Annotated in this window: 23 protein-coding genes and 1 pseudogene; 10 read left to right on the forward strand and 14 right to left on the reverse strand. The window is 70.9% G+C overall.

Going from position 1 to position 24310, the window contains the following annotated elements:
* Positions 1–40: 40 nt before the first annotated feature.
* From QQM72_RS27065 to QQM72_RS27080, 4 genes are read right to left on the reverse strand one after another with little or no spacing between them, the layout of a single operon-like run.
* The gene (locus QQM72_RS27065) at positions 41–736 is read right to left on the reverse strand and encodes a demethylmenaquinone methyltransferase (RefSeq protein WP_314223446.1); all 696 of its coding nucleotides are present in this window, start codon (positions 734–736) and stop codon (positions 41–43) included.
* Positions 737–768: 32 nt separating this feature from the next.
* Complete coding sequence (locus tag QQM72_RS27070; protein ID WP_314223447.1) at positions 769–2352, reverse strand: acyltransferase family protein; 1584 nt, start codon at positions 2350–2352, stop codon at positions 769–771.
* Positions 2352–4742: a bifunctional polysaccharide deacetylase/glycosyltransferase family 2 protein gene (locus QQM72_RS27075; protein ID WP_314223448.1), complete on the reverse strand. Its 2391-nt coding sequence runs from the start codon at positions 4740–4742 to the stop codon at positions 2352–2354. Before QQM72_RS27075 ends, QQM72_RS27070 begins: the two co-directional genes overlap by 1 nt.
* Before the next feature lie 19 nt (positions 4743–4761).
* Entirely contained in the window at positions 4762–5172 is a 411-nt protein-coding gene (locus QQM72_RS27080; protein WP_314223449.1) for a hypothetical protein, read from the reverse strand.
* A gap of 307 nt (positions 5173–5479) precedes the next feature.
* On the opposite strand from QQM72_RS27080, the gene QQM72_RS27085 reads away from it, so the two are divergent.
* Positions 5480–6520 carry a chitinase gene (locus tag QQM72_RS27085; RefSeq protein WP_314223450.1) on the forward strand — a complete coding sequence of 347 codons (1041 nt, stop codon included), beginning with the start codon at positions 5480–5482 and terminating at the stop codon, positions 6518–6520.
* A gap of 18 nt (positions 6521–6538) precedes the next feature.
* Here QQM72_RS27085 and QQM72_RS27090 read toward each other — a convergent pair whose 3' ends face one another.
* The 5 genes from QQM72_RS27090 to QQM72_RS27110 form a co-directional block, all read right to left on the reverse strand.
* Positions 6539–7147 (reverse strand): hypothetical protein, encoded by a 609-nt coding sequence (locus QQM72_RS27090; protein WP_314223451.1) that lies wholly within the window; start codon positions 7145–7147, stop codon positions 6539–6541.
* 7 nt (positions 7148–7154) lie between these two features.
* A complete protein-coding gene (gene mqnC, locus QQM72_RS27095) occupies positions 7155–8354 on the reverse strand; it encodes a cyclic dehypoxanthinyl futalosine synthase (protein WP_020130127.1) in 1200 nt (399 codons plus the stop codon).
* Positions 8355–8426: 72 nt separating this feature from the next.
* Positions 8427–9173, reverse strand: a complete 747-nt coding sequence (locus tag QQM72_RS27100; protein ID WP_314223452.1) for an A24 family peptidase — start codon at positions 9171–9173, stop codon at positions 8427–8429.
* Between the two features lie 138 nt (positions 9174–9311).
* On the reverse strand, positions 9312–11024 hold the full coding sequence (locus QQM72_RS27105) for a serine/threonine-protein kinase (protein WP_314223453.1): 1713 nt from the start codon (positions 11022–11024) through the stop codon (positions 9312–9314).
* Between the two features lie 73 nt (positions 11025–11097).
* Positions 11098–11946, reverse strand: a complete 849-nt coding sequence (locus QQM72_RS27110) for a menaquinone biosynthetic enzyme MqnA/MqnD family protein (RefSeq protein ID WP_020130123.1) — start codon at positions 11944–11946, stop codon at positions 11098–11100.
* 288 nt (positions 11947–12234) lie between these two features.
* Between QQM72_RS27110 and QQM72_RS27115 the strand changes: the two genes are divergently transcribed.
* The 6 genes from QQM72_RS27115 (at position 12235) to QQM72_RS27140 (ending at position 16350) form a co-directional block, all read left to right on the forward strand.
* Positions 12235–12438, forward strand: a complete 204-nt coding sequence (locus QQM72_RS27115) for a cold-shock protein (RefSeq protein WP_003974443.1) — start codon at positions 12235–12237, stop codon at positions 12436–12438.
* A 143-nt stretch (positions 12439–12581) separates the two neighbouring features.
* Positions 12582–12707 carry a hypothetical protein gene (locus tag QQM72_RS27120; RefSeq protein WP_314223455.1) on the forward strand — a complete coding sequence of 42 codons (126 nt, stop codon included), beginning with the start codon at positions 12582–12584 and terminating at the stop codon, positions 12705–12707.
* 67 nt (positions 12708–12774) lie between these two features.
* Complete coding sequence (locus QQM72_RS27125) at positions 12775–13578, forward strand: alpha/beta fold hydrolase (protein WP_314223456.1); 804 nt, start codon at positions 12775–12777, stop codon at positions 13576–13578.
* Positions 13578–14999: a PP2C family protein-serine/threonine phosphatase gene (locus QQM72_RS27130; protein ID WP_314223457.1), complete on the forward strand. Its 1422-nt coding sequence runs from the start codon at positions 13578–13580 to the stop codon at positions 14997–14999. The genes QQM72_RS27125 and QQM72_RS27130 overlap by 1 nt, the downstream gene beginning before the upstream one ends.
* Positions 14996–15349 (forward strand): STAS domain-containing protein, encoded by a 354-nt coding sequence (locus QQM72_RS27135; RefSeq protein WP_314223458.1) that lies wholly within the window; start codon positions 14996–14998, stop codon positions 15347–15349. The genes QQM72_RS27130 and QQM72_RS27135 overlap by 4 nt, the downstream gene beginning before the upstream one ends.
* A gap of 32 nt (positions 15350–15381) precedes the next feature.
* On the forward strand, positions 15382–16350 hold the full coding sequence (locus QQM72_RS27140) for an aminoglycoside phosphotransferase family protein (protein ID WP_314223459.1): 969 nt from the start codon (positions 15382–15384) through the stop codon (positions 16348–16350).
* Positions 16351–16427: 77 nt separating this feature from the next.
* Here the strand turns inward: QQM72_RS27140 and kstD are convergent, their stop codons facing one another.
* Both kstD and QQM72_RS27150 read right to left on the reverse strand, forming a co-directional pair.
* Positions 16428–18212 (reverse strand): 3-oxosteroid 1-dehydrogenase, encoded by a 1785-nt coding sequence (gene kstD / locus QQM72_RS27145; RefSeq protein ID WP_314223460.1) that lies wholly within the window; start codon positions 18210–18212, stop codon positions 16428–16430.
* 77 nt (positions 18213–18289) lie between these two features.
* On the reverse strand, positions 18290–18742 hold the full coding sequence (locus tag QQM72_RS27150; protein ID WP_399078812.1) for an ATP-binding protein: 453 nt from the start codon (positions 18740–18742) through the stop codon (positions 18290–18292).
* Between the two features lie 136 nt (positions 18743–18878).
* Here QQM72_RS27150 and QQM72_RS27155 point away from each other — a divergent pair, with 136 nt between their 5' ends.
* From QQM72_RS27155 to QQM72_RS27165, 3 genes and pseudogenes are all read left to right on the forward strand, one after another.
* On the forward strand, positions 18879–19745 hold the full coding sequence (locus QQM72_RS27155) for a Scr1 family TA system antitoxin-like transcriptional regulator (protein ID WP_399078775.1): 867 nt from the start codon (positions 18879–18881) through the stop codon (positions 19743–19745).
* Positions 19742–19987, forward strand: a complete 246-nt coding sequence (locus QQM72_RS27160; protein ID WP_314223462.1) for a DUF397 domain-containing protein — start codon at positions 19742–19744, stop codon at positions 19985–19987. The genes QQM72_RS27155 and QQM72_RS27160 overlap by 4 nt, the downstream gene beginning before the upstream one ends.
* 82 nt (positions 19988–20069) lie before the next feature.
* A pseudogene (locus QQM72_RS27165) lies at positions 20070–20282 on the forward strand (MFS transporter); the annotation flags it as partial.
* Here the strand turns inward: QQM72_RS27165 and QQM72_RS27170 are convergent.
* From QQM72_RS27170 to QQM72_RS27180, 3 genes are all read right to left on the reverse strand, one after another.
* Positions 20198–20692 carry a hypothetical protein gene (locus tag QQM72_RS27170; protein ID WP_314223463.1) on the reverse strand — a complete coding sequence of 165 codons (495 nt, stop codon included), beginning with the start codon at positions 20690–20692 and terminating at the stop codon, positions 20198–20200. The pseudogene QQM72_RS27165 and the gene QQM72_RS27170 overlap by 85 nt on opposite strands.
* A gap of 41 nt (positions 20693–20733) precedes the next feature.
* Positions 20734–22659 (reverse strand): AMP-dependent synthetase/ligase, encoded by a 1926-nt coding sequence (locus QQM72_RS27175; RefSeq protein ID WP_314223464.1) that lies wholly within the window; start codon positions 22657–22659, stop codon positions 20734–20736.
* 210 nt (positions 22660–22869) lie between these two features.
* On the reverse strand, positions 22870–24228 hold the full coding sequence (locus tag QQM72_RS27180; protein ID WP_314223465.1) for an acetyl-CoA C-acetyltransferase: 1359 nt from the start codon (positions 24226–24228) through the stop codon (positions 22870–22872).
* Positions 24229–24310 lie beyond the last annotated feature (82 nt).

The following is a 24310-nucleotide window of genomic DNA, read 5'->3' on the forward strand; positions in this document are numbered from 1 at the left end:
CCGCGCTCCGTGGCCGCGCTCCGTGGCCGCGCTCCGTGGCTCAGGATTCCTTGAAGCCCCGGTGCAGGGTCACCACGCCGCCCGTCAGGTTGCGCCAGGCGACCTTCGACCAGCCCGCCTTGCGCAGGTGCTCGGCGAGGGCGGGCTGATCGGGCCAGGCGCGGATGGACTCGGCGAGGTAGACGTAGGCGTCCGGGTTGGAGGAGACCGCGCGGGCGACCGGGGGCAGCGCGCGCATGAGGTACTCGGTGTAGACGGTCCGGAACGGCGCCCAGGTCGGGTGCGAGAACTCGCAGATCACGACGCGGCCGCCGGGCCGGGTCACCCGGTACATCTCGCGCAGGGCCGCGTCGAAGTCCTGCACGTTGCGCAGGCCGAAGGAGATGGTGACGGCGTCGAAGACGTCGTCCTTGAAGGGCAGTCGCGTGGCGTCCCCGGCGGTGAACGGCAGCCAGGTGTGGTTCTTCTTCCCGACCTGGAGCATGCCGAGGGAGAAGTCGCACGGGACGACGTAGGCGCCGGTCTGCGCGAAGGGGAGGGAGGAGGTCGCCGTACCCGCGGCGAGGTCCAGGACCTTCTGGGCGGGGCGGGCGTCGACCGCCTTCGCGACCTCCTTGCGCCACCTCCGGTCCTGGCCGAGCGACAGGACGTCGTTGGTCAGGTCGTACCGTTCCGCCACGCGGTCGAACATCGAGGCGACTTCGTGGGGCTGCTTGTTCAGGGAAGCACGGGTCACCCGCCCATTGTGGCAGCCCCCTCCTCACCGGCTCACGGCAGGAGCCTCGGCTTCTTCCGTGCCGCGACGTCCTCGACCCACCCGCAGAGCAGCACGAACAGGGCGATCAGCAGCCAGCCCACGCCGAACATGAACCACTGGCTCTCCAGCGGCAGGTACTTCTCGAAGGCGGGGATGTCCCAGAACCGGTCGATCAGCGGCACGGCCAGGATCAGGGCGATCTCGTGCCAGAGGTAGACCGTCACCGCGCGTGCGTTGAAGACGGTGACGATCCGGTTCGTGCGCCGGAAGCGGGTGAGCCAGGCGAAGTCGATCCCGAAGTGCGCCTTCGCCCACATCAGCAGCATGACGAAGCCCGCCGACCAGAACGCCTGCGCGAGGGGGTCCTCGTCCAGGTCGTAGGTGCCGAACTCGGCCTGGTGCGTGAAGGCGTACCAGCCGCCGAACCCGATCGCCGCGAGCGACATCACGACGACCAGGGCCGGCTTCATGCGCTGGAGGACGCCGTCGCGGTGCGCGAAGCCGAGCATCCAGCAGAAGAGGTACGTCGACAGGTCCCACATCGCGGTGCCGAGACGGTTGTCCGGGCCCGCCCAGACGAAGGTGAGCACCAGGATCGGCGCGAGGGAGAGCGCCAGCACGGCGACCGGCGCCAGCCGGAACAGCCGTAGCAGCAGCGGGGAGAGCAGGACGAACCAGAGATACGTCCGCAGGTACCAGAGGATCTCCCAGGCCTGCTCGCCCCAGGCGTTGCCCGGCGGGTCCCCCAGCGGCACGATCCAGTAGACGATCTCCCAGCCCGGCATCCAGTCGTGGATCAGCATCGCCAGGACGACGAACACGCCCCAGAACCAGAAGGGGGGAAGGAGCCGGCGGAAGCGGCTCTTCACCACCTTCAGCGCCGGACGCTCCAGGGACTTCGCCATCAGGGTGCCGGCCAGGCCGAACATGATCCCCATGGAGGGGAAGACCATGCCCGCCCAGGCCCAGCCGAAGGTGTGGTAGGCGACGACACGGATGAGGGCGAGGGCGCGGAGCGTGTCGAAGTAGCGGTCACGTTGGGGGGCAGCGGGCTCGGACCGGGGCGGGGGCTCCGCCGTCGCCTTCTCGGTGACGATGGCGGTCGCCGCCGGAGCCTCCGGCTCCCGAACGGGATCCGGGTCCTGGTCCGCGTTCGGAGCCGCACTCGGGGCCGCGCTCGGGACCACGTTCAGGTCAGCGATCGGGTCCGCGTCCACCGCCGGCAGGGGCGCCGTCTCCTCGACGGCGACGCCCCGGCCGTACAACGCGTTCTGCGCGTACTCCTGCGGATAGGGCTGTTGCGGACAGGGCTGCTGTGGATGCGGCTGCTGGCCGTACGGCTGTGGGTAGGGCTGCTGCGGATACTGCTGCTGTCCGTACCCGTCGTACCCGTACGGGTCCGGCGACGGCTGCCCGTACTCGTGGCTGTACTGCTGCCCCGGCCCGTGCCCCTGCCCCTGCCCGTACCCCTGCCCCTGCCCCTGCCCCTGCCCCTGCCCCTGCCCCTGCCCCTGCCAGTAGCCGTCTCCCTGATCCGGACCCGGCCCGTGCTCCTGGCCGGAGTCCCGGCCGAAGCCCTGCTGTTCCCAGCTCATCAGCTCGCCCCGGCGGGGGTGCCGACCTCGCCGGTGCGCTTCAGCTTCTGCCAGCGCAGGCGGCCGCCGGTGAGGGCGGTGATGCAGGAGTGGATGAGGACGAGGTACATCATCTGGCGGTAGGCCAGTTGCTGGAGCGGCATCATCAGCAGGTACCGGTACTTCTCGCGGTCCAGGCGGAACGCGTAGGCCGCGCAGCCCAGTTGGACGCCGAGGACCGCCAGCCAGGCCAGCAGGGCCGCCTGGAAGTCGATGAAGATCATCGAGTAGATCGTGAACACGTCGATGAGCGGGGCGAAGACCGGCGTGATGATCTGGAAGAGGACCACGAGCGGCATGCCCACCCGGCCGAAGCGACCCGAAGGCCCCTTGTCCGTAAGGGACTTGCGGTGCTTCCACAACGCCTGCATGGTGCCGTAGGACCAGCGGTAGCGCTGGGACCACAGCTGCTTCAGCGAGCCGGGCGCCTCCGTCCAGGCCTTGGCGTGCTCCTGGTAGACGACCTGCCAGCCCCCGCGGTGCATCGCGATGGTGATGTCGGTGTCCTCGGCGAGGGTGTCCTCGCTCATGCCGCCGACCTCGAGCACGGCCTCGCGGCGGAACGCGCCGATCGCGCCGGGGATGGTCGGCATGCACCGCAGCAGGTCGTACATGCGGCGGTCGAGGTTGAAGCCCATCACGTACTCGATGTGCTGCCAGGCGCCGATGATCGTGTCGCGGTTGCCGACCTTGGCGTTGCCGGCGACCGCGCCGACCTTCGGGTCGGCGAAGGGCTGCACGAGCTGGTGCACGGCGTCCGGCTCGAAGACGGTGTCACCGTCCATCATCACGACGATGTCGTAACTGGCACTGCGGACACCGTTGTTGAGGGCGGCCGGCTTGCCCGCGTTCTCCTGCCGGATGACGCGGACGTTCGTCATTCCGAGGGCTCTGGCCGCCTCGCGCGAGATCTCGGACGTGTTGTCCGTCGAACCGTCGTCCACGACGATGATCTCGATCGGGTGGGTGCTCTTCGCCAGCGACTTGAGGGTGTTGGCGATGCACTCCTTCTCGTTGTACGCCGGGACGATCACGCTGACCGGCCGGGTGACGGTCGGCCCCCAGCTGAAGCGGCGCTTGTTGCGCTTTCTGTAGTGCCGGCGGGCCAGGATCAGCATCATCCCGAACCGGCCCATGACGGCCACGCCGACGACCATCAGCCCCACCGACAGCGTCGGGACGGTCCACTCGGCGAGGGTGACCGCCGCGATGAGGGCCTTGCCCTCGTAGAGCGTCACGCCGGTGGCCTCGCGGTGGGCGGCCTGGAGCCGGTTGACGGTCTGGCCGGTCCCGCCGTTCACGCCGGTGCCGCCTTCGCCGTTGGGCACGTTGCCGGGCTGCTCGCCGGTGGCCCCCTCGGTCGCGGTGGCCCCCTCGGTTGCCGTCGTCCCCTCGGTCGCGGTCGCCGCGCCGGTCCCGGCCGCACCCGCGGCCTGCTGCTGACCGGTGCCGGAGGCCTGCCGCGCCGCGGCGTTCTGCTCCTGCATCACACCGCTGATGGTGGTGAAGGTGTAGCCCGCGGCCTTCATCTTCTCGATGTACGTGGGCAGCGCCTTGATCGTCTGCGAGCGCTCGCCGCCCGCGTCGTGGAAGAGCACCGACGCGCCCTTGCCGTCCTCCGGCGTGGCCCACTTGATGATCTTCGAGACGCCCGGCTTCTTCCAGTCGTCGCTGTCCGTGTCCACGAAGACGCTGGTGTAACCGTCCTCGCCCAGCTTCTTGTAGATGGGCCAGCTGTAGTTGTCGATGGCGTCCGTCTCGGAGGAGTACGGGGCGCGGAAGAGCGTCGTCGTGATGCCGGCCGCGCCCGCCAGCGCGAGCTGGGTCTGCTCCATCTCACGGTCGACGCGGGCGTCGGACTGGTAGGAGAGGTCGACGTGGGTGAAGGTGTGGATCCCCACCTCGTTGCCCTCCTCGACCATGTCCTTCACGATGCTCGGGTAGCGCGAGACCATCGAGCCGACCAGGAAGAACGTGCCGGGCACGTCGTACTCCTGGAGGATCTTCAGCACCTGGGGCGTCCAGGTCGGGTTCGGCCCGTCGTCGAAGGTCAGCGCGATCGTCTTGTCCGGCACCGAGACGGTGGTGGCCTGGCCGCCCTGGAAGGTCAGGATCGGGCCGCCGTCGAGGACCTTGTCGGGCACCTTGCCGGCGCTGGCCCCGGTGCGCACGCGCTGGTCCCCGCCGACCTCGGCGCGCAGATAGCCGTCGAGGAGCATCACGCTGGTCAGCGCGAGCAGAAGCAGCAGGGCGAGGATGACACGCGGTTTCTGCAGCGCCGCGGCCTTGCCCGCCGCCCGCGACATCCGGGTCGGGGCACGGCGGCGGCCGCGCGAGGAAGTGATCGTCATGGGAGTGGCTGAACTCCGGTCAGTTGGCGGCCGCGGAGGCGGTCGCGGTCGGGGCGGAGCTCGGCGGCTCGCCGGTGGCGACGCCCGTGGGCGGAGTGCCGGTGGGCATCGAGGGCGGGGTGCCGATACCGCCCTGCGGCTGGACGCCGCCGGGGCCGGAGTTCTGGGAGCCGCGCGGGCCTCCGTTGCCGAACGGCAGCAGGGAGGACGGGGCCAGGGAGGTGCCCCAGCCCATGAAGGCGGCGCCGAGGACGACGGCGTACACAAGACAGCCGACCCCCATGAGGAGGCCGATCCGGCGCAGCAGCCTGGACCTGCGCCCGGAGTTGTCAACGAACACGGGCCCCTCGGCGGAGGCGTCGTCACGTTTGCGGCTGCGACGGCTGCCGCGAGCAGCGGCACGGCTTTCGATGGCAGGCTCGGATTGCATTCCACGGATATTAGAGAGCCTTTATGTGGCACAAACTCTGCGCCGCTTGTGAGAGACCCATGAGAAACAGGTGAACCTGTCTCTTCCCTGAGAGATCCCCAAATCCCCTGCGCGGCACCTGCCCGCCATGGGAGGGTTGATTATCCCTTTTGGGCGGATGGATATCACCTTTTGCGCGGTTATCTCCATGAACTGTCTGTGTGTCCACTGTTCCCGCGCGATCCGCCCACTTGTGAGACATTTCCATTTGGGAAACGCGCTTTGTTTCCATGCTGAGACAGAAATCACGAGAGCGGGTGCATACGCAATGAGGAGTTTCCTGATGCCGATGGCCGGGGTCACCTGCCTGTTTGCCCTGGCCGTTACAGGATGCTCCGCGGGGTCCGACAGCACGTCGGACGCGGCACCACCCGCGGAGAGCGAACAGGCGAACAGTCCCTCACCATCGCCCAGCGCCACATCATCGAGTACCGGCACCTCCTACGCGCCCTACGTGAGCGCGGTGGAGGCCGATGACAACGACTCGGCCGGCTCGCCGACGTCGTACAACCTGGCGTTCGTCATCTCGAGCGGCAGCGGCTGTACACCGAAATGGAACGGTACGAACGCCATCGACGACTCCGCCGTGAAGTCCCGTATCTCGGCGCTGACCGAGTCGGGCGCCACGGCACGCGTGTCCTTCGGCGGCGCCTCCGGCAAGGAGTTGGCGGCCACCTGTGACAGCGTGTCCGAACTCGCGGAGGCGTACGGCGAGGCGCTCGACGCGGCCGGCTCCGCCCAGGCCGACTTCGACATCGAGGGCGACGAACTGACCGACTCCGACTCGGTCGCCCTGCGCTCCCGGGCGATCGCCGCCCTCCAGGAGGAGCGCCCGGACCTCGAAGTGTCCTTCACCCTCCCGGTCATGCCCTCCGGGCTGGACGCCGACAGCCTGGCGCTGCTGGCGTCCGCGAACAAGTACGACGTCCAGGTCTCCACCGTCAACCTCATGACGATGAACTACGGCGAGTCGTACGCCGGCGACATGGGCGGGTACGCGCTCACCTCGGCAACGGCCGCGCAGGCGCAGCTCAAGAAGGTGTTCGGGACGACGGACGCCGCCGCCTGGAAGGGGATGGCGCTCACCTCGATGATCGGCACCAACGACGTCGACAACGAGACGTTCTCGCTCGCGGACGCGGCACAGGTGCGGACGTTCGCCGAGGAGAAGGGCATCTCCTGGGTGTCCATGTGGTCGACGTTCCGCGACCAGCAGTGCGAGGAGGGCTCCGCCACGGATGACGCGTTGACCAACTGCAGCGGGGTCGAGCAGAGTGCGGGAGCGTTCGCGGAGGCGTTCACGGGCTGAGCGAACCGGGGCCCCAGGTCAGCGCCGTCGGTACAGCAGGCGGCCCTCGATCACCGTGGCGACGCAGGTTCCCGCGCCACGGGTCGACAGGGCCGCCTCGTCGGGCACGTCGAAGACCGCGAAACGGGCGGCGGAGCCGCGTTCCCGGGGCGGGGCGAACTCCACCGGCAGGCCGCAGGCGTACGGATCCAGCGAGGGCACCCCGCCGGGGCGCGGCGCGGGCCGGCCCACGACCGCCAGGCCGGAGCGGGCCACGGCGTCCCGCACGGCGCGCCGGCGCAGTCCCTCGCAGGCCACCGCGACCGTGCCGTGGGCCAGCATGCGCTGCACCCCGCGCCGGGCGCTCGCGCCCCAGCGGGCGTCGTCCGGCGCCAGTGCCGTGAGCGCGTCCCCGGTCAGCGGCTCGGTGCCCAGCTCGTCGGCCTCGCGCGGGTCGGGGTGGTAGGCCCCCTCAAGCAACTCCGTGCCGTGCGGGTTGACGAGACCGGGCGTCAGGATGCCGGGCCACCGGCGCACCCGCGCCGACGGATACGCGGCGACGAGCCGCTCCAGCGGACCGGCCTCGGCGATCAGGGCGCCTTCGACGGCGAGCGCCCGGCCCCTGGAGTCGGCGTGAATCGTCAGCAAGAGGGACCTAGTTGGAAGCGAGGAGCTTCAGTTCGGGGTGCGCGGTACCGCCGGCGATCGCGGTCGACGAGATGTGGGACATGACCCGCTCGTCCACCGGGTCGTTCGCCGGGTCGTCGTGCACCAGGAGGTGCTCGTAGGTCGTCGCGCGCTGGGCCGGGACGCGGCCCGCCTTCCGGATCAGGTCGATGATCTCGAGGCGGTTGGAGCGGTGCTTGGCGCCGGCCGAGGAGACGACGTTCTCCTCCAGCATGATCGAGCCGAGGTCGTCCGCGCCGTAGTGCAGGGAGAGTTGGCCGACCTCCTTGCCCGTCGTCAGCCACGAGCCCTGGATGTGCCGGACGTTGTCGAAGAACAACCGGGCGATCGCGATCATCCGCAGGTACTCGAAGAGGGTCGTCTGGGTGCGGCCCTTCAGGTGGTTGTTCTCGGGCTGGTACGTGTACGGGATGAAGGCCCGGAAGCCGCCCGTCCGGTCCTGCACGTCACGGATCATCCGCAGGTGCTCGATGCGCTCGGCGTTGGTCTCGCCGGTGCCCATCAGCATGGTGGACGTCGACTCGACGCCCAGCCCGTGCGCGGTCTCCATGATCTCCAGCCAGCGCTCGCCGGACTCCTTGAGCGGGGCGATCGCCTTGCGGGGACGGGCGGGGAGCAGCTCGGCGCCGGCGCCGGCGAAGGAGTCGAGGCCGGCGGCGTGGATACGGGTGATGGCCTCCTCGACCGACACCTTCGAGATCCGCGCCATGTGCTCGACCTCGGACGCTCCCAGCGAGTGGATCACCAGCTGCGGGAACGCCTCCTTGATGGCCGCGAAGTGCTTCTCGTAGTACTCCACCCCGAAGTCCGGGTGGTGCCCGCCCTGGAACATGATCTGCGTGCCGCCGAGCTCGACGGTCTCGGCGCACCGCCGCAGGATGTCGTCGAGGTCGCGCGTCCAGCCCTTGGCGGTGTCCTTGGGGGCCGCGTAGAAGGCGCAGAACTTGCACGCCGTGACGCACACGTTCGTGTAGTTGATGTTCCGCTCGATGATGTACGTGGCGATGTGCTCGGTGCCCGCGTACATCCGGCGGCGTACGGCGTCGGCGGCGGCGCCGAGCGCGTGCAGGGGGGCGTCACGGTAGAGGTCGAGGGCCTCTTCCGGGGTGATCCGCCCGCCGTCCGCTGCACGGTCGAGCACGGACTGGAGGTCGGCCTTCTCGGGCACCGGAGCGTCCCTTTCGTCAAGGGTTGTGGACGGACCGAACCAGCCTACGCCAGCGGTCCCGGCACCCGGACGTCAGGCCGCGTACGCACCGATCAGCAGCCCGGCGAAAGCCCCGGCGAGCATGAACGGCCCGAAGGCGATCAGCGTCTTGCGGCCGGCCCGTCCCACGACGGCCAGGGCACCGCCGTACAGCGCCCCGAGCAGGAACGCGGCGAACGTGCCCAGCATGACCGTCGCCCAGCCGTACCAGCCGAGGACGGCACCCACCGACAGCGCCAACTTCACGTCGCCGTACGCCATGCCGCCCGGGTTGACGAGATGCAGCACGAGATATCCGGCCCCGAGGGCGAGCGCGCCCAGCAGGGCCGTCGTCCAGTCGCCTGCGTGCTCGGGCAGCAGGGCGGCCGGGCCCAGCAGGGCGAGGGCTGCGGCCGCGAGCGGAAGAGTGAGCGGATCGGGCAGCCGGCGCACCCGCAGATCGACGGCGGCCAGCAGCACCCCGACCGGCGCGAGCAGCAGCCAGACGACGAGTTCGGGCCGCAGACCGGTCGCGGCGGCGAGCGCGGCACACACGACAGCGGTGAGCAGGGGAAGACCGACGGCACCGGACCCGTAGGCGGCGGCACACCGCCCGCACCTCGCCCGCCCGAGCCACCCCCGGATCGGGTGCCCGCCCGGGCAGGTCGCCCGCCAGCCGCCGTCCCGCTCCTCCCACGGTACGGAGAAGCGGTGGACGGCCCGTGGCAGCAGCGCACCCGCGACGGCGCCCCAGAGGGCGGCGACGGTGATCAGCGCCAGGTCGCCGGGAGGTGTGGTCATCGGCAGAGATCCTAGGGACCCCGAGGCGGCCTCATGAAGAGCGCGCAGCCCTGCTCCCGCCAGGGGACGAGAACCGGACGCCACCGGCCCGGGAGCGGGACCGGACCCGGAACCGGTTCGCTGTGCGGCCGAAACGGTTCACTGTGCGACCTTCGACATGCGGGCCACCGGATTGCCCTCCGCCGCGCTGTCCGAGGAGTACGTCAGGTCGTCGCCGGTCGGGGTGAGGCGGATCGTGTGGGCCTCGGGATTGCAGCCGCTGTGGTTGCTCTCGGACCCGACCGAGGTGGCGACGATCTCCTTCGCCGTCACCTGTTTCAGCGTCAGGACGTCGAGACAGACACCACCGAGCACATCGGTCTGCCGCAGCTCCCCCAACTTGTCGCCCACGTCGGCCTGCCGGACCGTCACCCGGAAGGTGCCCATCGGGAGCGTTCCGCCGAGGCCGCTGCCCTCGCCCTCCCAGGTGCCGACATAGCGGGCCGGGAGCGCGGTGGGCGCCTGCGAGGCGGCCGGGCCGGAACTCGAACCGCTGGCCGGCGCCGAGGAGTAGGCGTCGCTGCCGGAGGCGTCGTTGTGTTCGTCGTCGCCCGGGAGCATGTGGAACAGGAACACCGAGCCGACCGTGACCGCCGCCATCGCCCCCGCGACCGCCAGCGCGACGGTGCAGCTCAGCCGTCGGCCGCGCCCGCCCTCCCCCGGAGTCGCGGTGGCGGCGACGGTGACGGAGACCTTGCCCGGCCGGTCCGCGCCGGTGGCCGCCGGTTCGGCGTCCCTCGGCTCGGGGACGGGACGCGGCTGGTCGGCCGGGGTGACGGCGCCCCCGCCCATCACCGGCGGCGGCCCGAACTCGCCCAACGACACGGCCTGCTTCCCCGAGGTCACCGCCGGACTGCTGAACCCCACCGGCCCGGACGCGACGGGTTCCACCCCGGCCCCCGTCCCCTCCAGGTTCAGCAGCTGTACGGCGCTGCGCCCCAGTTGCTCCACCAGCGCACCCGGCAGCCATCCGCCCGCCACCAGCCGGGCCGCGCCCTCGGGGGCGAGCCGCCTGGCCACCTCGGCGGGGGCCGGGCGGGCGGTCGGGTCCTTGGACAGACAGGCCTCGACCACCGCCCGGAGTTCGCCCCGCAGCCCGCTGTCCGGCTCGCCCAGCTCGGGCTGTTCGTGGACGACCTTGTAGAGGAGGGCGGCCGACGAGTCGCCGGGGAACGGGGGCTGCCCGGTCGCCGCGTACGCCAGCACCGCGCCGAGGGAGAAGACGTCGGCCGCGCCGGAGGCGACCTTGCCGAGGATCTGCTCGGGGGCCATGTAGCCGGGCGAGCCGACCGAGACGCCGGTCGAGGTGAGCGACGCCGTGCCGTCGGTGGCCCGCGCGATGCCGAAGTCGATGAGCAGCGGGCCGTCCACCGTCAGCAGGACGTTGGACGGCTTCACGTCCCGGTGCACCAGGCCCAGTCGGTGCACGGCCCCCAGCGCCTCCGCCAGGCCCGCGCCCAGCACCCGTACGGAGTGCTCGGGCAGCGGTCCGCCGCCGGAGCTGACCGCCGCGGCCAGGGACGGACCGGCCGCGTAGCCCGTGGCGACCCACGGCACCGTCGCCTCCGGGTCGGCGTCCAGGACCGGCGCGGTCCACGCGCCGCCGACCCGCCGCGCGGAATCGACCTCGCGCCGGAAGCGGGCGCGGAACTCCTCGTCGAGCGCGAGGTGCGGGTGCACGATCTTCACCGCGACCGTGCGGCCGCCGGCGCTGCGGCCGAGATAGACGCGGCCCATCCCGCCGGCGCCGAGGCGGCCGAGCAGCCGGTAGGGGCCCACGGTCGTGGGTTCGTCGGCTCCGAGCGGCTGCATAGGACGTCCACCTCTCCCCCGAAAGGCGCCCCCGCGGGGCCCCGTAGGACTGGGCAGCAGCGTAGTGCCGCGGCTACGGCCGGAGCAGCTCGACCTTCACGTCCGCCGGGAAGCCCGTCGTCGGGCCGACCCGGCGGGCGAACTCGGTCACGGCCTCCAGCTGGGGCGCGCCGAAGCGGAAGTCGAGGGTGGTGAAGTACTGCTCGAGCACCCGCTCGTCGAACTCCTCCCAGCGGGCCGCCTGCTCGGCGACCTTGCCGACCTCGTCGAGGGAGAGGTTGCGGGACTCGATGAAGGCCTCGTGGACCTGACGGGTGATGACCGGCTCGCGCTCCAGGTACTCCCGGCGGGCCGCCCACACCGCGAAGACGAACGGCAGGCCGGTCCACTCCTTCCAGAGCGCCCCGAGGTCGTGCACCTCCAGGCCGAACTTCGGTCCGTCCAGCAGGTTGGCCCGCAGCGCCGCGTCTCCGATGAGTACGGCCGCCTCGGCGTCCTGCATCATCAGGCTGAGGTCGGGCGGGCAGGTGTAGTAGTCCGGCCGGACGCCGAAACGGTCCGCCAGCAGCAGCTGGGCGAGGCGCACGGAGGTGCGGGAGGTCGAGCCGAGGGCCACCCTGGCGCCGTCCAGCTCCTCCAGCGGGACCTGGGAGACGATCACGCAGGACATCACCGGGCCGTCGCAGCCGACGGCGATGTCGGGGAAGGCGACCAGGTCGTCGGCGTTCTTGAGGAACTCGACGAGGGTGATGGGCCCGATGTCGAGGTCACCCGACACCAGTCGCTCGCTGAGCTTCTCCGGGGTGTCCTTCGTCAGCTCGAAGTCGAGGAGGGTGCCGGTTCTCGCGAGCCCCCAGTAGAGGGGCAGGCAGTTGAGGAACTGGATGTGGCCGACGCGCGGCCGGGTGCGAGAATTGTCCACATCGCGAGGCTAGACCCCATCGGATACCGTGGGCACTCCACCCCCTCGGTCAAGCCCTTCCGGCCATGTTCAAACATCCGGGTGACGTGATCTTGACCTCTATTGCTTTCGGCTGCCTGCATGCTAGGCTCGCCGCAAGTTGCAGTTTGGTTTCCCTTGCAGTACAGAGCCTGCGGAGCATGTAACCGCGGGCTCTCGTCGTTTTCAGACGTATGCAGTTGTGCGGCACTTGCTTTCACGCTTGCAGGGTTCTGGAGCAGGGCAACCCTTTGGGCCCAAGGAGGGCTTATGGCTACCGGAACCGTGAAGTGGTTCAACGCCGAAAAGGGCTTTGGCTTCATCGCCCAAGAAGGCGGCGGCCCCGACGTCTTCGTCCACTACTCCGCGATCAACGCGCAGGGTTTCCGCTCGCTCGAGGAGAACCAGCAGGTCTCCTTCGACGTGACGCAGGGCCCGAAGGGTCCCCAGGCGGAGAACGTCACCCCCGTCTGATCTTCGGAACCCTGAGATCGCAAGTCTGAGAGCAGTACCCAAGGAGCCCTGTGCCGGTCGGCACGGGGCTCCTGCCTTTGCCCTCCGGCCGTGAACCGGGGGTGCCGCGGGCGATGGGTGTGGCGTGAATCCGCCCGGAGCGGATGGCCGGGCTGCTGACGGCGGCCGGTTTCACGATGCTGTGGCGCACGGTGCGGGAGCCGGTCCTCGGCGAGTCGACCCCGCATGCCTTCCTGATCGCCCGCAGGGCGGCCGCGCCGGGCTCCTGAGCTTTGGGTATGGGGTGACACAAACCGGGTACGGGAGGGGTCGGCGAGGTTTGGGAAACTGGTGGGTATGGACATCGATCGCAGGAACAACGTCACGGTCACCGGCGACCCGCAGGGGCCGACGGTGGTTCTGGCGCACGGATTCGGCTGCGATCAGAACATGTGGCGGCTCACCGTGCCCGCTCTGGCCGAGAAGTACCGGGTGGTGATGTTCGACTACGTCGGGGCGGGCCGCTCGGATCTGTCCGCGTTCTCGGAGACCCGCTACTCCTCCCTCGACGGTTACGCGCGGGACGTGGTGGAGGTGTGCGAGACGCTCGATCTGCGCGACGCGGTGTTCGTGGGGCACTCGGTCAGCGCGATGATCGGCGTGCTGGCCGCCGACATGGCTCCGGAGCGCATCGGGGCGCTGGTGATGGTCGCCCCGTCGCCGCGTTACATCGACGACGGGGACTACCGCGGCGGGTTCAGCGCGCCGGACATCGACGAGCTGCTGACGTCACTGGAGTCGAACTATCTGGGCTGGTCGGCGGCGATGGCCCCGGTGATCATGGGGAACCCGGAGCGGCCCGAGCTCGGTGAGGAGCTGAAGAACAGCTTCTGCGCCACCGACCCGGACATGGCGCGGGTCTTCGCCCGGACCACGTTCCTGTCGGACTCGCGGGCCGACCTGAAGAGCGTGCGGGTGCCGACGCTGGTGCTGGAGTGCACCCAGGACGCCATAGCGCCCCGGGAGGTCGGCGCCTTCGTCCACCGGGCGATCCCCGGCTCGACGCTGATCACCCTGGACGCCATCGGACACTGCCCGCACCTGTCCGCGCCCGAGGCCACCAACGAGGCGATCACCGGCTTCCTGGCCGGGCTGCGGTGATGTGCCGGACCGGCCGGCAGACCGACCCGGCCGATCAACATCCCCATACACATCCCGATTCCGACCCCGCTACCGATACCGGTACCGACCCCGGTGCCGGTGCCGGTATCGATGCCGACAACGGGAAGACCTCGAACGCGGCGTTCGCCGCGCTGCTGGAGGACAGCGCCGAGGACCTGTACGAGAGCGCGCCGTGCGGATACCTGTCCATGCTGATGGACGGCACCGTCGCGAAGATCAACACCACGCTGCTGGACTGGCTCGGCCTCGACCGGGAGGCGGTGGTGGGCCGGATGCGGTTCACCGACCTGCTGACCGTGGGCGGCAAGCTGTACCACGAGACCCATTTCGCACCGCTGCTGCGCATGCAGGGCCGGCTCGGCGGCATCGCGCTCGAGATGAAGCACGCCGACGGCGACCGGATGCCGGTGCTGGTCTCCTCCGTGGTCAAGTACGGCGGTGGCGGCGAGCCGCTGCTGATCCGCACCACCGTCTTCGACGCCCGGGACCGCCGCGCCTACGAGGAGGAACTCCTGCGCGGCCGGAAGGCGGCCGAAGAGGCGCGCCGGCAGGCGGAGGCCGACCGGGCCAGGCTGCAGGAGGCCCTCGCGGTGCTCCAGCAGTCGCTGCTGCCCACCACCCTGCCGAAGGTGCCCGGGATGGAGACGGCCGCCCACTACTGCACGGCATCGCCCGACCGGCTCGGCGGCGACTTCTACGACGTCTTCCCGGTCGACGGCAAACGCTTCGCGTTCTTCCTCGGCGACGTGTGCGGCAAGGGCCCCCAGGCCGCAGCCGTCACCTCGCTGACCCGCTACACCCTGCGGGCCGCCGCGCTGCACGACTGCGACCCGGTCGCGGCCCTGTCGACCCTCAACAAGGTGCTGCACGAGCGGTACTCCGCCGGCGGTGATCCGCGCTACTGCACCGCCGTCTTCGGGGTTCTCGAACCCGACCCCGGGACCGGGCGGGTCACCGTCCGCATCGCCTCGGGCGGCCATCCTCCGGCCCTGGCCCTGCGTGCCGACGGCACGGCCGACTTCCTGCACACGCCGGGCGGTCTCCTCGTCGGCGTCCTGCCCGACGCGCGCTTCGTCGCCGCCACCACGGTCCTCGCCCCCGGCGACACCCTCCTGCTCTACACCGACGGACTCACCGAGGCCAGGGTCGGCGAGGACCGGGACACGCTGTACGGGGACGAGGCCCTGCGCGCCTTCGCCGCCGAGCACGCCGGCCGTTCCCCGCAGGCCGTCATCCAGGCCCTGACCGGCCTGCTGGACGAGTTCGGCGACGGCCTCGACGACGACACCGCCCTGCTCGCGCTCGGCGTCCCCGCCCCCGATCCCGGTCCCGTCCCCATCCTCGACTCCGACCACGCCCCCGACCCCGACCCCGTCCCGGCGACGAAGAGCACCCGATGAGCCCGCTGAAGATCACCACCCGAGACACGGCGACCGGTCCCGTCCTGGCGGTCCTCGGCGACCTCGACTACGCCCACGCCGGCGAGCTGCGTGACCTGCTCACCACGCTGACCCTCCAGCCGGGCCAGCGCCTCGTCCTGGACCTGGCCGGCATGGACTTCTGCGACTCCAGCGGCATCACCGCGCTGATCGCGGCCCACCACCACGCCCAGGCCGCCGACGCGGACATCGCGCTGGCCGCCGTTCCGGCCAACACCCTGCGCGTCCTGCGCATCGTCGGTCTCGACCAGATCTTCCCCCTCCACCCCGACATCGAGAGCGCCGCCCGAAGCACCCGCCCGAGCCGCTGATCGAAAGGCGGCGGTCCCTGCACAATGGGGCCATGATCGAGGTACCGCAGGCCTTCGCGAGCACCACCGTCCAGCGGGAGGGACAGCGCGGGGCGGGCTGGGTCGAGGGACTCCCCGCGCTGGTGGCCGAGTTGCTCGACCGCTGGGACTGCGCGCCCGACGGCCAGATCGCGCACGGCGGCGTCGGGATCGTCGTACCCGTGCTGCGACGGTCCGACCGGACCCCCGCCGTCATCAAGGTGTCCTTCCCGCACCCGGGCAACGTCCACGAGCCCGACGCCTTCGCCGCCTGGAGCGGAGCGGGTGCCGTACGGCTGTACGAGCGGGACGACGCGCGCTTCGCGATGCTGCTGGAGCGGGTGCGGACGTCGTCCCTCGCCGAGGTCGAGGACACCGAGGAGGTCGCCCTCGTCGCCGGGCGGATCAGCCGCCGCCTCGCCGTTCCCGCGCCGGACGGCCTGCCCCGGCTGAGCGACATGGCCGACGGATGGAAGCGGCAGCTGCTGCTCGACCAGGCGGAGTTCGACCGGGCCCTGCCCGCCCGTACGGTCGACGCGGCCCTGGACACCGTACGAGAACTCGGGCGCGGTCAGCCCGAGCTGCTCGTCCACGGTGATCTGCACGGCCGTAACATCCTGCGCGCCGAACGTGAGCCGTGGCTCGCCGTCGATCCCAAGGGGTGGGCCGGGGATCCCGCGTACGACGGCGGCACCCTGCTCAAGCCGCTGGTCTTCGGGCACGTCGTGCGGCACGGCCCGGGAAGCGACTCGGACCTGCGCCGGGTCGCCCACCGCATCCTGGACCGCTTCGCGGAGGCCGCCGGACTGGACCGCGAACGCACCCGCCGCTGGGCGCAGTTCCACCTCGTCCAGGCCGCCTTCCACGGGCGGCACCACGGGTTCCGGGTCGCCCGTGAGGGGCCGCGTCTCGACCTCGTCACCGAGTTCGTGGACCGGCTGGCCCAGGCACTCACCCCGTATCGGCACCCCTCGCATCCCTAGAGTCCCCGGTCACATTCCTAGAGTCCCGGTCACATCCCCGGAGTCCCGGTCACGTTCCCAGAGTCCCGGTCACATTCCTAGAGTCCCCCGGCGAGGTCCAGGGCAGCGATGTAGCCGAAGGTCATCGCGGGCCCGATCGTGGAACCCGCGCCGGCGTAGCTGTGCCCCATGACGGCGGCACTGGCGTTCCCGGCGGCGTACAGGCCGGGGATCGCCGATCCGTCGGCGCGCAGCACGCGGGCCCTGGCGTCCGTGCGCAGACCGCCCTTGGTGCCGAGGTCGCCGGGGACGATCCGGAAGGCGTAGTACGGCGGCAGCCACAGGGGCGCGAGGCAGGAGTTGGGCAGGACCGAGGGGTCCGTGTAGTAGTGGTCGTAGGCGCTGTCGCCGCGCTGGAAGTCGGTGTCCCTGCCCCTGAGGGCAAGGGAGTTGAAGCGGTCGACGGTGGAGCGGAGCGCGGCGGCCGGAACGCCGATCGAGGCGGCGAGGGCGTCGAGGGTCCAGGCCTTGCGCGCGGCGCCCGAGGTGTACCAGTCGTCGGGGAGCACGAAGGTCGGGGCGATGTCCTTGAACAGGTACCGGTTGCGGTAGTTCTGGTCGACGACCAGCCACGCCGGGATGTCGGGGGCGGTGGGGTCGAGGTCGTACATCGTGTGCACCACGTCGCTGTAGGGACCGGCCTCGTTGACGAAGCGGGCACCGGCGCGGTTCACCAGCAGGCCACCGGGCAGGGTGCGTTCGGCGAGGCAGAAGTAGGGCTCGCCGGGGAGCGGGATCGCGGGTCCCCACCAGGCGTCGTCCATCAGCGCCAGCGCCCCGCCCGCGCGTTGACCGGCGCGTATCCCGTCTCCCGTGTTCTCCTTCGCCCCGACCGTCCACGCGGTCCCGATCGGCTGCCGCTGGTACTGCGCCCGCATCGCCGCGTTGTGCTCGAACCCGCCCGAGCCGACGACGACACCCCGCCGGGCCCGCAGGAGTCCGGGCACGCCGTCGCGCGTGACGACGGCCCCCGTCACCACTCCCCCCTCGACGTGCAGGTCGGTGAGCGGGGTGTTCAGCCACACCGGCACCTCGGCGGCGAGCAGGCCGGCCCGCAGGCCCGCGGCCAGCGACTGTCCCATGGTGAGCGGCTTCTGCCCGAGCAGGGCGGCCCTGGTCCCGCGCGCCAGGCACTCGGTGGCGACGGCGGCCCCCTTGACGCTGACGGCGGCCAGCGCGAGCCACTTGTAGTCCGCGCTGAACACGACCATGCCCGTCGGCACGGCCATGTACGGCGGGTTGAGGCGGGCGAGTTCGGCTCCGAGGAGGTTGCCGTCCAGTTGGTCGGGTTCGACGGAACGGCCGCCGGACAGCCCGCCCGGAAACTCGGGGTAGTAGTCGCTGTACCCGTCCATGAAGCGGAAGCGCAGCGGGCTGTTGGCCATGACGAAGGAGAGCATGGCGGGCCCGTGCGCCAGGAAGGCGGCCTGGCGGTCGGCGGGGACGTCCGCTCCGACGACGGCCGCCAGATAGGCGGCCGCCTTGGCGGGTGTGTCCGGGACCCCGGCGGACAGGATGACGGAGTTGTTGGGGATCCAGATCCCGGCGCCCGAGCGGGCGGCGGACCCGCCGAACGTCGGCGCCTTCTCGACCACGACACAGCTGAGCCCGCGCCTCGCGGCCGTCAGCGCGGCGGTCATCCCGGCGGCGCCGGAGCCGATGACGACGACGTCGTAGGTACCGAGGACGGGAAGGTCGGCGGCGGCCGCCTCCCGCCCGACGGCGGCCAGCGCCAGCCCGGCACCGGCGGATGCGGAGGCGCCGAGCACGGCCCTCCTGGACGGAAGGCCGACTTGTCTCACAGGGTCCGCGCTCGTGGTCATGGCCACTCCAGCCAGCTGGGAACGAATGGATGGATTCGGGTGCGGAGCCCGGAATGTCGCGCGAGGGTCTTGTGAAGTCAAGGGCCGAGCGGTAGTTCCGCCCAGACCGTCTTGCCGACCTCCCGCTCCGCGACACCCCACGTGCGGGCCAGCACCCAGACGAGGATCAGCCCCCGGCCGCCCTCCTCCTCCGGGTTCGTGACGATCCGCAGTCGCCGGTCCGCGCGGGCGTCGCTCACCTCGACACGCAGCGTGTCCTCGGGGAGCAGCCGGAGCCGCAGCTCGAAGTCCCGGCCCGGGACCCGGCCGTGCGTGACGGCGTTGGCGGCCAGCTCCGCGACCACCTGCTGCGCGGTGTGGTTGGCGTCGCTGCCGTGCGGATGCCCCCAGGCGGTGAGCTGGTGACCCGTGAGGCGACGGGCCAGCCGGGCACCGCGCGGTGTCGCGCTGAGGCGCAGGGTCAGTTCACCGAGAGGGGTGTCCCGGGTGGATCCCTTGGCGGATCCCTGGGTGGAGATCTGGGTGGAGATTTCGGAGTTCACCTGACTGAGCGTGGTCGGTTGTCCCTACCCTGACCAGGAGCGGCTCGGCGACTCTGGGTAGTTGTACGGCTGCGGTGGGGCAGGCGTACGGGTCGTCGGCCGTGACCACGGGGGCGGGAGGGTGGTGGCGTACGTGACGGAGGACCGCAGGCCGGAGACACCGGCGGAGGCCGACGGGACGACAGGACTGTTCACGGCCCTGGGCAAGATGCTGAAACTGCTGCGGGAGCGCAAGGGACTCACGCAGAAGGAGTTCGGAGAGCTGGTGGGGTACGGGCCGGACGCGATCTCCGCGATGGAGCGGGGCGTGCGGACGATCCGGCCCGAGCTACTGGAGAAGGCGGACGAACTGCTGGACGCCGGGGGCCTGTTCAAGGAAGCGATTCCCGAGGTCCGGGAGGCGATGAGCCGGGTGCGGACCCGGCATCCGGAGTGGTATCGGAGTTACGCGGCGCTGGAGGCGGAGGCGCGGGAGCTGCACTTCTACGCCAATCAGGGCGTGCCGGGCCTTTTACAGACCGCGGACTACGCGCGGGCGGTGTTCTCTCAACGACGTCCGCTACTCAACGAGGAGACCATCGAGAAGCGCATCGCCGACCGGCTGTCACGCCAACTGGTCTTCGACAGATGGCCGCCGCCCATGTGCAGCTTCGTCCTTGAGGAGGTCGTCCTGGATCGGCCAATCGGCGGCCGGGAAGTCCTGGAAGGCCAGTTGAAGCACCTGCTGCGCATCGCGGGACTGCGGAACGTGGAGATTCAGGTGATGCCGACCGGCGTCGAGCACCACCCCAACTTGGACAGCGCATTCAACCTGTTGACCCCTCCGAAGCATCCGCAGGTCGCGTACACGGAATCCCAGGAGTTTCCCCACTTGATCACCGATGCCGAGGAGGTAAGGAAGATCGTGGATCGCTATGGAATGATCCGAGCAATGGCTCTCACGCCCCGGGAAACCCGGGCGTTGATCGACAAGAAGCTGGGGGAGTTGTGAGCAGGCAAAAACTCAACTGGTTCAAGTCCAGCTACAGCAGCGGCGGTGGCGGCGAGTGCATTGAAGTCGCCTACACCTGGCACAAATCGCCGTACAGCGACGGCGAAGGCGGCGAATGCGTCGAAGTAGCCGTCTGCCCCCGGACCATCCACGTCCGTGACTCCAAGAACCCCGACGGCCCCCGTCTCTCCCTCGGCACCGGCGCCTGGGCGGAGTTCCTCGCGCTCGCCGTGAAGCCGTGAAGTAGTCGCCTCAGCGCAGCACCGCCCCCAGCAGGTCTGACCCCAGTGCCGTCGGCGCGGGCAGATCGAGGGTTTGACGTGCTCCTCTGGCTTCGGCCTCGCCGTCTCCCCGACGGTCATCACCGCTCTCGCGCCGCACGGCACGGCCGCGCTCTGGGGCAGTCTCGCCGGTGCGACGCTGCTGTCCGCCGCCGCCGCCACCGAGAAGGATCAAGGGACGCAGCCCAAGGACTCCGGAACCGGGCCCAGGGGGTCCTCCGCCAGCACCGCCGGGGCGCTCAGCGACGCCTCGTAGGCCTGCCGCTCGAAGACGAACGGGCCCAGGGGCAGTTCGCCCCACTCCTCGCGCTCCGGGTAGCGGAAACCGGACCAGGTGACCGTCGTGGACGTCATGGCGACGCGGGCCATGAGGGGCCGGCACTGCCAGATGCCACAGGGGCAGCCGAGGAGCGGGGTCCGGCCGGCCGTACGCAGAAACGGGTTCTCGGTGAAGTCGAGGACGCCCAGCCCGCCGTGCTGCCGCCAGATCAGCTCGGCCGACTCCCGCTCCTGGTCCTCGAACTGCCCCTCCAGCTCCGGCCGCCACAGCTCCCGCGTCGCCCAGGCGGTCAGCGCCCGCAGATCGACACCGTCGACACGTGCACCCCAGACCGGGGCGGCGGGGCGCCCGTCCCAGGGACAGTGGAAGAACTCGATGCCGTTCACCCGCCGCATACTCCCGGGCTCGGGCCCCTCCCGCGAACCCTTTAGTGCGCGTACAGCTCCTCCACCTGGTCCGCGAAGTCCGCGAGGACCGCCTCACGGCGGAGTTTCATCGAGGGGGTGAGGTGGCCGGCGTGCTCCGAGAAGTCGGTCGGGAGGATGGCGAAGCGGCGGATCGACTCGGGGCGGGAGACCAGCTTGTTGGCCTCGTCGATCGCTCGCTGGAGCACGGCGTGCAGGTCCGGGTCGTCCATCAGCAGCTCCACCGGGACCGGGTGCTTGCCGTTCATCTGGCGCCAGTGGGTGAGGCCGTCCGGGTCGAGGGTGAGGAGGACGGAGACATAGGGGCGGCCGTCGCCGAGGACCATGGCCTGGGAGACCAGGGGGTGGGAGCGCAGCCAGTTCTCCAGGGGCGCGGGGGCCACGCTCTTGCCGCCCGCCGTGATGATCATTTCCTTCTTGCGGCCGGTGATCGTCAGATAGCCCTCGTCGTCCAGTTCGCCGATGTCGCCGGTGGGCAGCCAGCCGTCGGGCGTGGCGGGGACCACTCCGCCGGCCGCCGGGTCCCAGTAGCCCCGCAGGACGTGGTCGCCGGCGATCAGGATCTCGCCGTCCGCCGCGATGCGGATCTTCGTCCCCGGCAGGGGCCAGCCGACCGTGCCCAGGCGGGGCTTGAGCGGCGGGGTGACCGTGGACGCTCCGGTCGTCTCCGTCAGGCCGTAGCCCTCGTAGATCTCGATGCCCGCGCCGAGGTAGAAGGCGGAGAGGCGTTGGCCGAGGGGCGAACCGCCGCAGATGGCGTGGCGGACTCGGCCGCCCATGGCGTTGCGGATGCGGCGGTAGACGAGCGGGTCGTAGAAGGTGCGGGCGGCGCGGAGGGTGGCCGCGGGTCCCGAACCGGTGCCGGTCTTCTGCGCCTCGACCGCCTCGCCGTAGCGGCGGGCCACGCCGGCCGCCCGGTCGAAGGAGGACAGCTTGCCGCCGGCCTCGGCCTTCGCGCGGGCGGTGTTGAAGATCTTCTCCAGCATGTACGGGATGGCCAGCAGACAGGTGGGTCTGAAGGCCGCCAGGTCCGGGAGGAGTTCGTCGGCCTTCAGGCTCGGGGCGTGGCCCAGGCGGACCCGGGCGCGGACGCAGGCGATGGCGACCATGCGGCCGAAGACGTGGGACATGGGGAGGAAGAGGAGGACGGAGAGGTCGTCGCCGTTCTTGCCTCTGAAGACCGGGTAGAGGAGCTCGATCGCGTTGTCGACCTCGGCGAAGAAGTTGCCGTGGGTGAGCGCGCAGCCCTTGGGGCGGCCCGTGGTGCCGGAGGTGTAGATGAGGGTGGCGAGGGTGTCGGGGACGAGCATTCCCCGGCGGATCTCGACCTCGGCGTCCGGTACGTGCTCGCCCGCCTCGATCAGCCGGTCCACATGCCCCTTCTCCATCACCCACAGGTGGTGCAGGTCGGGCAGCCGGTCGAGTTCGGGGCCGAGGGCGGCCGCCTGGGCGGTGCTCTCGGTGACCAGGGCGACCGCGCCGGAGTCGTGGAGGATCCAGCGGGTCTGGAAGACGGAGGAGGTCGGGTAGACGGGGACGGTGACCAGGCCTGCCGCCCAGGCCGCGAAGTCGAGCAGCGTCCACTCGTAGGTGGTGCGGGCCATGATGGCGAGCCGGTCGCCGGGCACGAGACCCTCGGCGATCAGCCCTTTGGCCACCGCGTGGACCTGGGCGGCGAAGCGTTCGGCCGTGATGTCCGTCCACTCGCCGTCCTGGCCCCTGCGGCTGAGCACCACCGACTCGGGGGCGGCGGCCGCGTTGTCGTAGGGCAGGTCGGCGAGCGACCCGTACGTCACCGGGCGGGCGAGTGCCGGTACGGCCGCCTCCCGGACCACGCCGTCCAGTCGTCGTGTCTCGGGTTCCACCAGGGTGGGGGGAGCGTCGGGATCGGCGAAGGCCGAGCCGGCGGCTGGGTACGGGGTGGACACGGGCGACTCCCTGGGCGTGCAGCGACGAAACTGCTTGCTGCATGACGTACGTGCCTCACGTACCGAGGCGTTCAACCGGGATGCCCCCTAAGAAAGGGGTTACCGCCGGTTAGGTAGGGGATCGTACGGCGCGCACGTGTGGGGCTTGTGCGTGTTCCGGGATGTTCCGGGGCTGGGGATGTGCAATCTCGGGGGTTATATGAGGAATCTTCACGTTCGTTCCAGAATCGCGGTGACCCCCTGTCCGCCCGCCGCGCAGATCGAGATCAATCCCCTTGCGGGGCCCTCCCGTTCGGCGAGCAGCTTGGCCAGGGTCGCCACGATGCGGGCGCCGGTCGCCGCGAAGGGGTGACCGGTGGCGAGGGAGGAGCCGGCCACGTTCAGACGGTCGCGGTCCACCGGCGCCAGCCCCTGCTTCTCCCAGGCCGCGAGCGTCGCCAGCACCTGGGAGGCGAAGGCCTCGTGGATCTCGAACAGGTCGAAGTCCTCGATGCCCAGACCGGTCCGCTCCAGCATGCGCGGGACAGCGTACGCGGGCGCCATCAGCAACCCGTCCTCGCCGCCCGCGACATCGCCGCGCACGAAGTCCACGGCCGCCGTCTCGTACGCCGTCAGGTAGGCGAGCGGCTCCAGGCCCCGCGCCTCGGCCCACTCCTCGGAGGCGAGGAGCACGACCGCCGCTCCGTCGGTCAGCGGCGTCGAATTGCCCGCCGTCATGGTCGGCTCGGGCCCGTCGGCGCCGAACACCGGCTTCAGCGTGGCCAGTTTGTCGACCGTGGAGTCCGGACGCAGGTTCTGGTCGCGGGCCAGGTCGCGGAACGGGACCACCAGGTCGCCGAAGAAGCCGCGTTCGTAGGCGGCGGCGAGCCGCTGGTGGCTGGTGGCCGCCAGTTCGTCCTGCGCCTCGCGCTCGACGCCCCAGGCGCGGGCGGTGACCGCCGCGTGCTCCCCCATGGAGAGACCGGTGCGCGGTTCGGCGTTGCGCGGGATGTCGGGGATCAGGTGGGCGGGCCGGATCTGCGCGAGGGCCTTGACGCGGTCGCCGGTCGACTTCGCCCGGCGGGCCTCCAAGAGGATGCGGCGCAGCCGGTCGTTGACGCCGAGCGGGGCGTCGCTGGCGGTGTCGGCGCCGCCGGCGATCGCGGACTCGGTCTGGCCGAGGGCGATCTTGTTGGCGGCGGCGATCACGGCCTGGAGGCCGGTGCCGCAGGCCTGCTGGATGTCGTAGGCGGGGGTGCGGGCGTCGAGCTTCGAGCCGAGGACGGTCTCGCGGGCGAGGTTGAAGTCGCGGCTGTGCTTGAGCACGGCTCCGGCGACCAACTCGCCCACGACGCCGGGCACATCGAGCGCGTAGCGGTTCGCCAGACCGTTCACGGCCGCCGTCAGCATCTCCTGGTTGGAGGCGGTGGCGTAGGGGCCGTCGCTGCGGGCGAAGGGGATGCGGGTGCCGCCGACGATCGCCACGCGGCGGATCCGCGGCAGTTCCGGCCGGGGCACGGGCGCACCGCTCTCCGCGACCTTCAGGTGGCTCACTCGCCGGCTCGCCCGTGACGGTTCCGAGGTACTCATCTCGACCTGCTCCTCACCCGTGACCTAGACTTACCCACGGTAACCTTACTTCAGAGTAAGCACCCGGTACGAGGTGTGCGCC

This window comes from Streptomyces zaehneri (assembly GCF_032248645.1).
GTDB lineage: Bacteria > Actinomycetota > Actinomycetes > Streptomycetales > Streptomycetaceae > Streptomyces > Streptomyces coriariae.

Excerpts from the sequence above, each read along its gene's own strand:
- QQM72_RS27125 (WP_314223456.1), top strand. The coding sequence starts at position 12,775 with ATGGACATCGATCGCAGGAACAACGTCACGGTCACCGGCGACCCGCAG.
- QQM72_RS27080 (WP_314223449.1), bottom strand. The coding sequence starts at position 5,172 with ATGCAATCCGAGCCTGCCATCGAAAGCCGTGCCGCTGCTCGCGGCAGC.
- QQM72_RS27180 (WP_314223465.1), bottom strand. The coding sequence starts at position 24,228 with ATGAGTACCTCGGAACCGTCACGGGCGAGCCGGCGAGTGAGCCACCTG.
- QQM72_RS27070 (WP_314223447.1), bottom strand. The coding sequence starts at position 2,352 with ATGAGCTGGGAACAGCAGGGCTTCGGCCGGGACTCCGGCCAGGAGCAC.
- QQM72_RS27085 (WP_314223450.1), top strand. The coding sequence starts at position 5,480 with ATGAGGAGTTTCCTGATGCCGATGGCCGGGGTCACCTGCCTGTTTGCC.
- QQM72_RS27135 (WP_314223458.1), top strand. The coding sequence starts at position 14,996 with ATGAGCCCGCTGAAGATCACCACCCGAGACACGGCGACCGGTCCCGTC.
- QQM72_RS27140 (WP_314223459.1), top strand. The coding sequence starts at position 15,382 with ATGATCGAGGTACCGCAGGCCTTCGCGAGCACCACCGTCCAGCGGGAG.
- QQM72_RS27100 (WP_314223452.1), bottom strand. The coding sequence starts at position 9,173 with ATGACCACACCTCCCGGCGACCTGGCGCTGATCACCGTCGCCGCCCTC.
- kstD (WP_314223460.1), bottom strand. The coding sequence starts at position 18,212 with ATGACCACGAGCGCGGACCCTGTGAGACAAGTCGGCCTTCCGTCCAGG.
- QQM72_RS27075 (WP_314223448.1), bottom strand. The coding sequence starts at position 4,742 with ATGACGATCACTTCCTCGCGCGGCCGCCGCCGTGCCCCGACCCGGATG.
- QQM72_RS27105 (WP_314223453.1), bottom strand. The coding sequence starts at position 11,024 with ATGCAGCCGCTCGGAGCCGACGAACCCACGACCGTGGGCCCCTACCGG.
- QQM72_RS27120 (WP_314223455.1), top strand. The coding sequence starts at position 12,582 with ATGGCCGGGCTGCTGACGGCGGCCGGTTTCACGATGCTGTGGCGCACG.
- QQM72_RS27115 (WP_003974443.1), top strand. The coding sequence starts at position 12,235 with ATGGCTACCGGAACCGTGAAGTGGTTCAACGCCGAAAAGGGCTTTGGC.
- QQM72_RS27130 (WP_314223457.1), top strand. The coding sequence starts at position 13,578 with ATGTGCCGGACCGGCCGGCAGACCGACCCGGCCGATCAACATCCCCAT.